At 39.8% G+C, this 13,641-nt stretch carries 8 protein-coding genes; all 8 read left to right on the top strand.

The window, feature by feature from the left end; all coding sequences use genetic code 11:
* The first annotated feature begins 491 nt into the window (after positions 1–491).
* The 8 genes from K7A41_RS05835 (at position 492) to rpoC (ending at position 13,162) form a co-directional block, all read left to right on the top strand.
* The gene (locus K7A41_RS05835) at positions 492–725 is read left to right on the top strand and encodes a hypothetical protein (protein WP_265712926.1); all 234 of its coding nucleotides are present in this window, start codon (positions 492–494) and stop codon (positions 723–725) included.
* 882 nt (positions 726–1,607) lie between these two features.
* Positions 1,608–2,456 carry a TraB/GumN family protein gene (locus K7A41_RS05840; RefSeq protein ID WP_265712927.1) on the top strand — a complete coding sequence of 283 codons (849 nt, stop codon included), beginning with the start codon at positions 1,608–1,610 and terminating at the stop codon, positions 2,454–2,456.
* A 235-nt stretch (positions 2,457–2,691) separates the two neighbouring features.
* Positions 2,692–3,135, top strand: coding sequence for a 50S ribosomal protein L11 (rplK, locus tag K7A41_RS05845; protein WP_028072660.1), 444 nt, complete (start codon positions 2,692–2,694; stop codon positions 3,133–3,135).
* Between the two features lie 22 nt (positions 3,136–3,157).
* A complete protein-coding gene (gene rplA, locus K7A41_RS05850; RefSeq protein ID WP_028072661.1) occupies positions 3,158–3,856 on the top strand; it encodes a 50S ribosomal protein L1 in 699 nt (232 codons plus the stop codon).
* Positions 3,857–3,858: 2 nt separating this feature from the next.
* Positions 3,859–4,377, top strand: coding sequence for a 50S ribosomal protein L10 (gene rplJ, locus K7A41_RS05855; protein ID WP_028072662.1), 519 nt, complete (start codon positions 3,859–3,861; stop codon positions 4,375–4,377).
* Positions 4,378–4,456: 79 nt separating this feature from the next.
* A complete protein-coding gene (rplL, locus tag K7A41_RS05860) occupies positions 4,457–4,834 on the top strand; it encodes a 50S ribosomal protein L7/L12 (protein ID WP_002992785.1) in 378 nt (125 codons plus the stop codon).
* A gap of 168 nt (positions 4,835–5,002) precedes the next feature.
* Entirely contained in the window at positions 5,003–8,812 is a 3,810-nt protein-coding gene (rpoB, locus tag K7A41_RS05865) for a DNA-directed RNA polymerase subunit beta (protein WP_265712928.1), read from the top strand.
* 72 nt (positions 8,813–8,884) lie between these two features.
* A complete protein-coding gene (rpoC, locus tag K7A41_RS05870) occupies positions 8,885–13,162 on the top strand; it encodes a DNA-directed RNA polymerase subunit beta' (protein ID WP_265712929.1) in 4,278 nt (1,425 codons plus the stop codon).
* Positions 13,163–13,641: the final 479 nt, after the last annotated feature.

The raw sequence follows: 13,641 nt of genomic DNA on the forward strand, positions 1-13,641 counted from the left end.
GTTCATTGTTTATGATCAATAGCAACTAAAATAGTTGCTACCTCCAAAAATAAAAACCTTAAAGAATTAACGTATTGATAAAACATTTATATGAATCTATGGAGAGATTTTATTTATTTTTTGTGTCTCACAAGAATTTTTGCTTTTTAGCACTAATTCTTATATATCTATGTTATAGACTAGGTTATTTTCTAGGCGAAATGTTATTTAAGTACTTAACGAATTAAATAGGTTATGAAGATGTTATTGAGCAGGAATAGTGATCTGTTGTTTATTTTGTTCGGATAGCATGATCTTATTTGTTGTTTTTCGCTATTTTCATCGTTTTATATGGTGTACCCTTTTATTTATTGTGGGATCTGGATGAGGCGATCACTCTGATGAAAAATAATATTCATGATAAGGATTCTAATGTACGGTGGTATTGCTATTGTAGCTCCCGAAAAGGCTAATAATAGAGTAGGAACAAATTTTTTATAAATCAAAAAAAAATGAATACATTAGATTTAAAAGGTTTCAGTGTTCAGGAAATGGATGTGAAAGAAAATGGGAACGATCAATGGGGCCTTATTCCATTGGTTATTTTCAAAATAGCATTTTCTGCTGAGGCAGTTGCGGCAGGTGCTGGAGCTGTATTTTTGGCAGGAATGGGGATTGGTTCAGCGGTGGCTGGTGGGCTTGCAGGTTATGGCTTATATAAAGCTTTAGATTGGGATTTAAATTAATTTATTTATATTATGTTGTTAGTAAAGAATCGCAGACTGGTTATTGTGTTCGGCTTTGGAATCTTTATAATGTCGATGCTTATAGGTGCAATGGTTGCACATAACCAGAAAAATAGAACTCGTATACAAGTTGATGCTATCAAATAATAATAGATTGTAAAATTACAATTTAATTGGGTATTAAAATAAAAAGAGAAAATATCTTCTATAAATATAATTTGAATGCACTCTTGCTTTTTCTGTTTTTTGGTGGAAAGCAAGAGTGATTAACTGTTCATTATTTTTAATAGGCTTTATTACTGTGGTACCTATACCCTTATAAAGCTTATCGAAATAAAAACGGGTGGGAATAAAAAAGTTATAATGCACATGAAGGTGTTTATTTTAACTATTTTGCTTTTATAATTTTATTGGTATATAAATTGGTATTAGCTTGGAAAATTTGTTTATTATTTATTGTGCTAGATAGTTTAATCTAGCGAATCTATGATGATAAGATATTCACTCTTCGTGTCTAGCCTAAATACTTATGTAATGAATTCTTAACTTCCTTCTTATTCCTTCAGCCTCAACATTGTAATAAAAGTCGCTTGATTTTCTTCAGTACCCATGTAATAGCTACTTTACTGCGCTTCTGTCCATCAGAAATTTATTGCAATACAACCACAGGTTGTGGTATAAATATATCTTAATGTTTATTTTTGGTACTTGAACTAAAATCTAAAACACCATGGAAATTAAAACACTTTTAAAATTTGTAGGTATAATCGCTGTTTTGGCATTTTGTGTATATCTGTTATCTAATGTCGGTGAAATTATTCGAGGATTTGAGGATGGTTTTAACGCGGGCAGAAACTAATAAGGATCTTATAATTAATATACATGAAAAAACATTTTATTCTTTTATTACTCTTCTTTTTTGTCACTTTTGGTGGCTTCGCTCAGGGCAATTCGATGCTATGGAAAATTTCTGGAAATGGACTTAAACAAGACTCCTATTTGTTCGGAACGATCCATGTGCTGTGCCCCGACGATTTTGAAATTAAACAGAAATGCCTTGATGCCATTAATTCGAGTCAAAAAATCGTTTTTGAAGTTGATCTGTCAAAACCTGAAAACCTACAGGTCGTGCAGGCTTTCGCTGCTCCGGACCCTGATTTTGTGAAACAGTTTTCAGAAGCAGATGTGAAAAAAATGGATAGCATCTTGGTGTCTCAACAGCTTTCTATTAAGCTATTGGATTATATGTCACCGGTGACTGCCATGTCTTTATTCGCGATGAAAGGTTTTAACTGCCCTGATCCAACCAAAATGAAATCCTATGAAATGGAATTGGCTACACTGGCAAAAGCGCAGGGAAAGGCTGTTGGTGAGCTTGAAACTCCGGAGTTTCAATTCGATCTATTAAAAAATTTGATTACGCCAAAGTTATTTATGGAGTCCGTGTTTCAGTTGGATAAGTATCCTGCGCTGACAGCTAAGATGGTAGCCGCCTATAAGAATGAAAACTTAACTGAGTTAACGAAACTGATTCAGGATCCGATTTGGATGACAGCTGAACAGAAAGAAAAGCTCTTGGCAGGACGGAATGTAAACTGGACAATGATTATTCCGGATTTAATCAAGGGACAGAGCTGCTTCGTTGCTGTAGGAGCTGGGCACCTGTCTGGTGAAAAGGGGTTGATCTCATTACTTCGTAACAACGGATATACTGTGACGGCAATCAATTAAAAACATTGTCCTATTTGAAAAGGGATGATTTTAGTATATTGGAACATCGGTTAGCACCTCCGTGAGGAAAAATCATAAATTCCTGAAAAATTAAAAGTTAGATACTTGCAGGATTCAAATCTTCTTGTTAACTTTGCACCTCGGTTGTTGATAGTTATGCTGTCGCGCCGATAAATGTTACGTTATTTGCTTCCAACTTACTAACAGACATTTAACATATTAAATTCAAAACAAAATGGCAAAAGAAGTCAGTGCGTTAGTAAAATTACAAGTTAAGGGCGGAGCTGCGAATCCTTCACCTCCAGTAGGACCTGCGTTAGGTGCTAAAGGTGTGAATATCATGGATTTCTGTAAGCAGTTCAATGCTCGTACGCAAGACAAACCAGGTCAAGTATTGCCTGTTGTCATTACAGTTTATGCGGATAAGTCATTTGATTTTATCATCAAGACTCCACCGGTAGCAGTTCAGTTGAAAGACGCTGCTAAATTGAAAAGTGGATCTGGCGAGCCTAACCGTAAAAAAGTTGCGGCTATCACTTGGGAACAAGTTGAGACAATCGCTAAAGATAAAATGCCTGATTTAAATGCATTTACTGTAGAGGCTGCTATGCGAATGGTAGCTGGTACAGCACGTAGTATGGGTATTACTGTATCAGGTAATGCTCCTTGGAACAATTAATTAAGAAATCAATTTAAGAAAAGTGGCTAGATTAACAAAAAATCAAAAAGCGGCACTATCCAAAATTGAAGCTGGTAAAGCATACTCTTTGAAAGAAGCTTCGGCTTTAGTTAAAGAAATCTCATTGACCAAATTTGATGCTTCTGTGGATATCGACGTTCGTTTGGGCGTAGATCCTCGTAAAGCTAATCAGATGGTTCGTGGTATTGCGACATTACCTCACGGTACTGGTAAAACTGTTCGTGTTTTAGTTTTATGTACGCCTGATAAGGAAGAAGAAGCTAAAGCGGCAGGTGCGGACTATGTAGGTTTAGATGATTACATCAGCAAAATTGAAGGTGGTTGGACTGACGTTGATATCATTATTACTATGCCTAGTGTTATGGCTAAAGTTGGTAAATTGGGTCGTATTTTAGGTCCAAGAAACTTGATGCCTAACCCTAAAACTGGTACAGTTACGACAGAAGTTGGTAAAGCTGTAACAGATGTAAAAGGTGGTAAGATCGATTTCAAAGTTGACAAAACCGGTATCATCCATACTTCTATTGGTAAAGCGTCGTTCGATGCAGATAAAATATATGATAACGCCTTAGAGGTATTACAAACTCTAGCTCGTTTGAAACCATCTGCAGCAAAAGGAACTTACTTTAAAAGTATTCACATTTCCTCAACCATGAGTCCTAGTATTCATATTGAGACTAAATCAGTAGCAGGTATTTAATCATGAGAAAAGAAGAAAAACAAGAAATTGTTCAAGCTTTGGCCGAACAGATTAAATCTTACGGTAACTTCTATATTACCGATACTGCTGATTTGAGCGTTGAGAAAGTGAATGGCATTCGTCGCAAATGTTTTGAGCAAGGTATCGAAATCAAAGCGGTAAAAAATACGTTGATCAAGAAAGCATTAATCGAAGCTGGTGTTGATTCAGAGGAGTTATTTGATACACTTAAGGGTGCGTCAACATTGATGTTCGCTGAAACAGGTAATGCACCTGCTAAATTAATCAAAGAGTTGCGTAAATCTGGTGACAAACCAGTGTTGAAAGCAGCTTATATCGATTCAACTGCATTCGTTGGAGATAATCAATTGACTACACTAGTTAATCTTAAATCTAAAAACGAACTTATCGCAGACGTTATCGCATTGCTTCAATCTCCTGCGAAAAATGTTATTTCAGCTCTTCAATCAGGAGGAAATACGATTTCAGGTTTAGTAAAAGCTTTAGAAGAAAGAGGTTAACGAATCCTCTCGAACATAAACATTCGTTACAATTTAATTAACAATATTTAATAAAGAACATTCAAAAATTCAAAATAAAATGGCAGATTTAAAACAACTTGCTGAACAGTTAGTTAACTTAACAGTAAAAGAGGTTAAAGAATTAGCTGATATCTTAAAAGACGAGTATGGCATCGAGCCTGCTGCTGCTGCTGTTGCTGTAGCTGCTGCTCCAGCTGAAGGTGGTGCTGCTGCTGCTGAAGAGAAAACTTCATTTGACGTTATCTTGAAAGAAGCTGGTGGTCAAAAATTGGCTGTAGTTAAATTGGTTAAAGATTTAGCTGGATTAGGCTTGAAAGAAGCTAAAGATTTAGTTGACGGAGCACCTAAAGAATTAAAAGCTGGTGTATCTAAAGACGAGGCAGAAGCTTTGAAAAAACAATTAGAAGAAGCTGGTGCTGTTGTTGAGATTAAATAATCTCAATTAATTAGCCCTAAAAGGTTTAGACTCTGACGATTTTTCGTCAGAGTCTATTCCTATTTATATCAATACGCCACTATGCTGTGTATATGCTGGGCACAGTGGACACGTGGTTTACAGCATACATGTAAGCGCAGTTTTTTTAAAACTAAAATTCATATTCCCTTGGCAAACAATAATATTCAACAAGAAAGAATAAACTTTGCGACAAGTAAGAAAGTTTTGGATTATCCGGATTTCTTAGATGTGCAATTGGAATCTTTCAAGGAGTTTTTTCAATTAGAAACTACTTCTGACAACCGCCATCAGGAAGGGCTGTTCAAGGTATTCTCGGAAAACTTCCCTATTTCTGATTCAAGAAACATTTTTGTGCTAGAGTTTTTGGATTATTTCATTGATCCTCCCCGTTATGATATCCAAGAGTGTATCGAGCGTGGCCTGACTTATAGCGTTCCGTTAAAGGCTAAGTTAAAGTTATCTTGTAATGATGAAGAACACGAAGATTTCGAAACTATTGTTCAGGATGTGTATTTAGGGACTATCCCTTATATGACTCCTAAAGGTACTTTCGTGGTAAATGGTGCAGAACGCGTAATTGTATCGCAATTACACCGTTCACCAGGCGTTTTCTTTGGTCAAAGTAGACACACAAATGGTACTAAACTTTATTCTGCAAGGGTAATTCCTTTCAAAGGATCTTGGATCGAATTTGCAACAGACGTTAATAACGTTATGTACGCGTATATCGATCGTAAAAAGAAATTCCCAGTTACTACCTTATTGCGTGCTATAGGTTACGATTCAGATAAAGATATCTTGGAGTTGTTCGACTTGGCGGATGAAGTAAAAGTTAGTAAATCTGGTCTTAAAAAATATGTTGGCCGTCGTTTAGCGGCTAGGGTATTGAAAAAATGGGTAGAAGATTTCGTGGATGAGGATACTGGTGAGGTAGTATCGATTGACCGTAACGAAATTATCCTTGAGCGTGAAACTGTTCTAGAGGAAGATCACATTGATTTGATCATTGAGGCTGGTGTTAAGTCTATTATCCTAGCGAAGGACGATGAGTCAAATAATGCAGATTATTCTATTATATATAACACTTTACAAAAAGATACTTCTAACTCGGAGAAAGAAGCGGTAGAGCATATCTATCGTCAATTGCGTAATGCTGAACCACCAGATGAGGAAACAGCACGTGGTATCATCGATCGTTTATTCTTCTCTGATAAGCGTTACGACTTAGGTGATGTGGGCCGTTATCGGATCAACCGTAAGTTGAAACTGGATACACCGGACGATATCAAAGTTTTAACACGCGAAGATATCATTGCAATTGTGAAGTATTTGATCAATTTGATCAATTCTAAAGCGGAGGTGGATGATATTGACCACTTATCGAACCGTCGTGTCCGTACTGTGGGCGAACAATTATATGCGCAATTTGGTGTAGGTCTATCTCGTATGGCCCGTACTATCCGTGAACGCATGAATATTCGCGATAACGAGGTGTTTACACCTACGGATTTGATTAACGCACGTACTTTGTCGTCGGTAATCAATTCATTCTTCGGAACAAACCAGTTATCTCAGTTTATGGATCAAACCAATCCACTTGCTGAGATCACACACAAGCGTCGTTTGTCAGCCTTGGGTCCAGGTGGTCTTTCCCGTGAGCGCGCAGGTTTCGAGGTGCGTGACGTTCACTACACACATTATGGCCGTCTTTGTACGATTGAAACACCGGAGGGACCAAACATCGGTTTGATTTCTTCCTTGGCAGTGCACGCGAAAATCAACCATTTGGGCTTTATTGAAACTCCTTATCGTAAAGTGAAGGGTGGTAAAGTGGTGGTAGACGAGCCTGTGGTTTATTTATCAGCGGAAGATGAAGATGGAAAAACAATCGCACAAGCGAATGCTTTGTATGATGACAAAGGTAATTTCGAAGATGCGAAAGTTAAAGCGAGATATGAAGGTGATTTTCCAATTATCGAGCCGGAAATGCTTGATTATATGGACGTCGCGCCAAACCAGATTACCTCTATTGCGGCATCATTGATTCCTTTCTTGGAGCACGATGACGCCAACCGTGCGTTGATGGGTTCGAACATGCAACGTCAAGCTGTACCTGTATTGCGTCCGCAAGCGCCTATCGTAGGTACTGGTCTTGAAGGCCGTGTGGCGAAAGACTCACGTACGTTAATCAATGCCGAAGGTCACGGTGTGGTAGAATACGTAGATGCTGACGAAATTAAGATCCGTTATGACAGAACTGATGATGATCGTCTCGTATCATTTGATGATGATGTCAAAACATATAAATTGATCAAATTCAAGAAGACCAACCAAAATACTTGTATGAACTTGAAACCTATCGTTAAGAAAGGTCAGCGAGTGGAGCCAGGACAAGTATTGTGTGAGGGGTATGCTACTGAAAATGGTGAATTGGCGCTGGGTCGTAACTTGAAAGTAGCATTCATGCCTTGGCAAGGATATAACTTTGAGGATGCGATCGTAATCTCTGAGCGTGTTGCAAAAGAAGACTGGTTTACTTCTCTTCACATTGAGGAATTTGAACTTGAGGTTCGGGATACCAAACGTGGTGAAGAAGAATTAACAGCGGATATTCCTAACGTATCTGAAGAAGCGACAAAAGACTTGGACGAAAACGGTATTATCCGTATCGGTGCAGAAGTTGGTGGTGGTGATATCTTAATCGGTAAGATCACGCCGAAAGGTGAGTCTGATCCTTCTCCAGAGGAGAAATTATTACGCGCAATCTTTGGTGACAAAGCCGGCGATGTAAAAGATGCTTCATTGAAAACTCCGCCTTCATTGAAAGGCGTTGTGATCGATACCAAGTTATTCTCCCGTGCGAAAAAAATGTCCAAAGAAGTTGAGCGTAAGACTCTAGAGAAATTGGAAGTTGCTCACGACAGAGCCGTTAAATCCTTGAAAGATCGTTTGGTTGAAAAGTTATTCACCATCGTGAATGGTAAAACAAGCCAAGGGGTATACAATGTATATAAAGAGTTGTTGGTAGCTAAAGGTGCTAAATTTACACAAAAAATCTTAGCAGAATTGGATTATAACAACATCAACCCAATGGGATGGACAACTGACGAAGATAAAAACGAGCTGATCAAAATGGCTCTTCATAACTACAATATCAAAATTAATGAAGAGTTGGGATCGTTCAAACGTGATAAATTTGCCGTGTCTGTGGGTGATGAACTTCCATCAGGAATTGTGCAGATGGCCAAGGTTTACGTTGCTAAGAAACGTAAGTTGAAAGTAGGGGATAAAATGGCCGGTCGTCACGGTAACAAAGGTATCGTTGCACGTATCGTACGTGATGAGGATATGCCATTCTTAGAAGACGGTACACCAGTTGATATCGTGTTGAACCCACTGGGGGTGCCTTCACGGATGAACTTAGGACAGATCTACGAAACCGTATTGGGTTGGGCTGGTCAAAAATTAGGTGTTAAGTTTGCGACGCCTATCTTTGATGGTGCTGAAATGGATCAGGTACAAGATTGGGTGGCGAAAGCAGGTTTACCAAAATCTGGACGTACTTATTTGTACAACGGATTGACAGGAGACCGTTTCGATCAACCGACAACAGTGGGCGTTATCTACATGTTGAAATTAGGTCACATGGTTGATGATAAAATGCACGCACGTTCAATCGGTCCGTACTCATTGATCACACAACAACCTTTGGGTGGTAAAGCACAATTCGGTGGTCAACGTTTCGGTGAGATGGAGGTTTGGGCATTGGAAGCATTCGGTGCATCTAACATCCTTCAAGAGATCTTGACCGTGAAATCGGATGATGTGGTTGGTCGTGCCAAAACTTACGAAGCGATCGTTAAGGGCAACAATCTTCCAACGCCATCGGTACCAGAATCGTTCAACGTATTGGTACACGAGTTGCGCGGATTGGGTCTAGATATCACATTGGATTAATTAAGCAATTAGGGCTTTGAAGGGCTCCAGTCCTTCAAAGCTTCTTTATACAGCTTTAACTTTTGTATAAGTATGTCTTACAAAAAAGATAATAAAATTAAAAGCAACTTCACTTCGATTACGATCAGCTTGGCTTCTCCAGAGACTATTTTGGAACGCTCAAGTGGTGAAGTTACAAAACCAGAGACGATTAACTATCGTACCTACAAACCCGAACGTGACGGTTTATTCTGTGAGCGTATTTTCGGTCCGGTAAAGGACTACGAATGTCACTGTGGTAAATACAAACGTATCCGTTACAAAGGTATCGTGTGTGACCGTTGTGGTGTTGAGGTAACTGAGAAAAAAGTACGTCGTGAGCGTATGGGACACATCAACTTGGTGGTTCCTGTCGCGCATATCTGGTACTTCCGTTCTCTTCCTAATAAAATTGGTTATTTATTGGGACTTCCTACCAAGAAATTGGATATGATCATTTACTACGAACGTTATGTGGTTATCCAGGCTGGTATCAAGGAAGAAGACGGTATCAACTTTATGGACTTCTTGACGGAAGAAGAATATTTAGATATTTTAGATACCTTACCAAAAGAAAATCAATATTTAGACGACAACGATCCTCAAAAATTCGTTGCTAAGATGGGTGCTGAGGCATTGGAAGATTTGTTGAAACGTATTGATTTGGATCAATTGTCATACGATTTACGTCACCAAGCTGCCAATGAGACTTCACAACAACGTAAAAATGAAGCATTAAAACGTCTTCATGTTGTTGAAGCTTTCCGGAGCTCACGTGAGAATATCGAGAACCGTCCAGAATGGATGATTGTGAAAATTGTTCCGATTATCCCACCGGAATTACGTCCTTTAGTGCCTTTGGATGGGGGCCGTTTCGCGACTTCGGATTTGAACGACTTATATCGTCGTGTGATTATCCGTAACAATCGTCTGAAACGTTTGATCGAAATCAAAGCTCCTGAAGTCATCTTACGTAACGAAAAGCGTATGCTTCAAGAAGCGGTGGATTCATTGTTTGACAACTCACGTAAGGTGAACGCTGTTAAGACAGAAGGGAACCGTGCATTGAAGTCTTTATCTGATATTTTGAAAGGTAAACAAGGACGTTTCCGTCAAAACTTATTGGGTAAGCGTGTGGATTATTCGGCTCGTTCGGTAATCGTTGTAGGTCCGCATTTGAAATTGCACGAATGTGGTCTTCCTAAGGATATGGCTGCGGAGTTGTACAAACCATTCATCATCCGTAAGATGATTGAGCGCGGTATTGTAAAAACAGTAAAATCAGCTAAAAAAATCGTCGATCGTAAAGATCCTGTCGTATGGGATATTCTTGAAAATGTATTGAAAGGCCATCCTGTATTACTTAACCGTGCGCCTACGCTTCACCGTTTGGGGATCCAGGCTTTCCAACCGACGTTGGTTGAGGGTAAAGCTATTCAATTGCACCCACTCGTGTGTACAGCATTTAACGCGGATTTTGACGGTGACCAGATGGCTGTTCACTTACCTTTAGGTAATGCTGCAGTTTTGGAGGCTCAAATTTTAATGTTGGCTTCACACAATATTTTGAACCCAGCGAACGGATCACCAATTACCGTACCATCTCAAGACATGGTATTGGGTCTTTATTATATCACTAAAGGCCGCAGAAGTGCAGGTGACCATATCGTGAGAGGTCAAGATATGACTTTCTATTCAGCAGAAGAGGTAATTATTGCTCTAAACGAGAAAAAAATTGACCTTCATGCTTGGATTAAAGTCAAAACAAAAGTTAGACAAAAAGATGGAAGCATCGTTGATACCTTATTGGAGACAACAGTAGGTCGTGTGATCTTTAATCAGGTTGTTCCTGATGAAATGGGCTTTGTCAACGAATTGCTGACTAAAAAATCTTTACGTAATATTATCGGTGAGATCGTGAAGACTACGGGTATGGCCCGTGCTGCACAGTTCTTGGACGATATGAAAGAATTAGGTTATCAAACGGCGTTCAAAGGCGGTCTTTCGTTCAACTTGGAAGATTTGAATATTCCTGCTGCGAAAGCTGAGTTGATTGCTCAGGCGACCAATGAAGTCGAGGAGGTAATGAACAACTATAATATGGGTTTCATTACCAACAACGAACGTTACAACCAGATCATCGATATTTGGACACGTATCAATAACCGATTAACTGCACACGTAATGGATATTCTTTCCAACGATAACCAAGGGTTTAACTCAGTGTATATGATGTTGGATTCTGGAGCGCGTGGATCGAAAGAGCAGATTCGTCAGTTATGTGGGATGCGTGGTTTGATGGCTAAACCTCAGAAGTCTGGTACCTCAGGTGGTGAAATTATCGAGAACCCGATCTTGTCAAACTTTAAAGAGGGTTTGTCCGTATTGGAGTACTTTATCTCTACCCACGGTGCGCGTAAAGGTCTTGCCGATACGGCGCTGAAAACGGCGGATGCGGGTTACTTAACGCGTCGTTTACATGACGTAGCGCAGGATATGATTGTAGTGGAGCAAGATTGTGGAGGTTTACGTGGTATTTATACAACGGCATTAAAAGACAACGACGATATCGTTGAGCCATTATACGATCGTATTTTAGGACGTACACCATTGCACGACGTGGTGCATCCGGATACTGGGGAATTAATTGTTGCTGCAAATGAGGATATCACTGAAGAGATCGCGGATACAATTGAGAAAGTTGGCATCGAAGGAGTTGAGATTCGTACAGTATTGACTTGTGAATCTAAACGTGGTGTGTGTGCTTGTTGTTATGGTCGTAACTTAGCTTCTGGTAAACGCGTTCAACTGGGTGAAGCTGTCGGCGTCATTGCTGCACAGTCTATCGGTGAGCCGGGTACACAGTTGACACTTCGTACGTTCCACGTAGGGGGTACGGCATCTAACATCGCCGCTGACTCGAGCATCATTTCTAAATACGATGGTAGAATCGAATTTGAAAACGTACGTACGGTTTCGCAGACAGGTGAGAACGGCACACATCAAGTTGTCTTAGGACGTTCTGGTGAGGTTAAAATCATTGATGCACATAATAAAATTGTTTTCCAACAGAATATCCCGTACGGTTCGCAGTTGTTCGTAGAAGACGGCAGCACAGTATCTAAGGGCGATAAATTGGTGGAATGGGATCCATATAATGCTGTCATTATCTCTGAATTTGCCGGTAAGGTGGAATTTGATGCAATTATCGAAGGTGTAACCTATCGTGAAGAGTCTGATGAGCAAACCGGTCACAAAGAGAAAGTAATTATTGAGACACGTGATAAAACGAAAAACCCATCTATCAAGATTTTAGATAAGTCAGGAGAAGTTATTCGTACCTATAACATACCGGTTGGAGCACACGTTGCAGTCGCTGATGGTGTTACAGTAAAAGAAGGTGGTATCCTAGTTAAGATTCCACGCTCAACAGGTAAGACACGAGATATTACGGGTGGTCTTCCACGTGTGACTGAATTGTTTGAGGCGCGTAATCCATCGAACCCTGCTGTTGTTACTGAAATTGACGGTGTGGTTTCATTAGGTGGTGTTAAACGCGGTAATCGTGAAATATCTATCGAGTCTCGCGATGGTCAGATCAAGAAGTACTTGGTGCCACTTTCGAAGCATATCCTTGTTCAAGACAATGACTTCGTGAAAGCAGGTATGCCGTTGTCAGATGGCTCAATTTCGCCAGCGGATATCTTGGCTATCAAAGGACCGGCGGCTGTTCAGCACTACATTGTCAATGGTATCCAAGAAGTATACCGTCTGCAAGGGGTGAAGATCAATGACAAGCACTTCGAAACGATTGTTCACCAGATGATGCAGAAAGTCAATATTGAAGACCCGGGAGATACACGTTTCTTAGAGAAAGAAGCCGTGAATAAATGGGATTTCATGGAAGAGAACGATTCGCTATTTGACAAAAAGGTCGTTGTTGACGCCGGAGACTCTAACACCTTGCGTCCAGGACAAATCGTTTCTTTACGTAAGTTGAGAGAAGAGAACTCCAGTTTAAAACGTCGTGACCTGAAACTTGTAGAAGTTCGTGAAGCAATTCCGGCGACCTCAAGCCCATTGTTACAAGGTATCACTAGAGCTTCATTGGGTACGAAATCGTTCATCTCGGCGGCTTCCTTCCAGGAGACAACGAAGGTGTTGAACGAAGCTGCTATCGCAGGTAAACGTGACAATCTGTTAGGTTTGAAAGAGAACGTAATTGTTGGTCACTTGATTCCTTCTGGTACAGGTATTCGCCAATATAGCAACTTAATCGTTGGTTCCCGTGAAGAATACGATCAATTGTTAGCTTCGAAAGAAGAAGATTAATCTGCTTGATAGATTATCTTAATATAGAGGGTTCAAGTGTATACTTGAACCCTTTTTTTTGATAATAGTATTGTTGGTTTCACCTAGTTATTGATGGAAGATCGTTTACCCGGAGAATAACCTAGCCGCAGTCGGTTTTCAAGGAAAATTGTGCGAATAAGGCGGTGTTGCCTAGCTGTATCAGTGGTATACTGAAAATACTTTCGCCAAGAATACAGGGAGTTAGGTTCTATATCGAAAAATAATAAACAAAAGTCTTGGAAGTTTGTTCCAAAAGTTTCTATCTTTGCACCACTCCGCAAGGGAGGGCGGGCTGCTGCGGAAGAAGCAGCCATGAGAAAAGAAGGGTTTAACGGGTGTTAGACGCGGAAACCCGGAGGGAAAAAGAAAAAAACTTTAAAAGTTTTTTGGAAGTTCCGGAAAGATTCCTACCTTTGCAGTCCCGTCGGAAACGGCCGGGGAGACAAAACAAGATAAAA

It is taken from the genome of Sphingobacterium sp. InxBP1, from assembly GCF_026191775.1.
Classification (GTDB): domain Bacteria; phylum Bacteroidota; class Bacteroidia; order Sphingobacteriales; family Sphingobacteriaceae; genus Sphingobacterium; species Sphingobacterium thalpophilum.

Coding starts and splice junctions, on each gene's coding strand:
- K7A41_RS05835 (WP_265712926.1), top strand. CDS start 492: ATGAATACATTAGATTTAAAAGGTTTCAGTGTTCAGGAAATGGATGTG.
- K7A41_RS05840 (WP_265712927.1), top strand. CDS start 1,608: ATGAAAAAACATTTTATTCTTTTATTACTCTTCTTTTTTGTCACTTTT.
- rplJ (WP_028072662.1), top strand. CDS start 3,859: ATGAGAAAAGAAGAAAAACAAGAAATTGTTCAAGCTTTGGCCGAACAG.
- rpoC (WP_265712929.1), top strand. CDS start 8,885: ATGTCTTACAAAAAAGATAATAAAATTAAAAGCAACTTCACTTCGATT.
- rplL (WP_002992785.1), top strand. CDS start 4,457: ATGGCAGATTTAAAACAACTTGCTGAACAGTTAGTTAACTTAACAGTA.
- rplK (WP_028072660.1), top strand. CDS start 2,692: ATGGCAAAAGAAGTCAGTGCGTTAGTAAAATTACAAGTTAAGGGCGGA.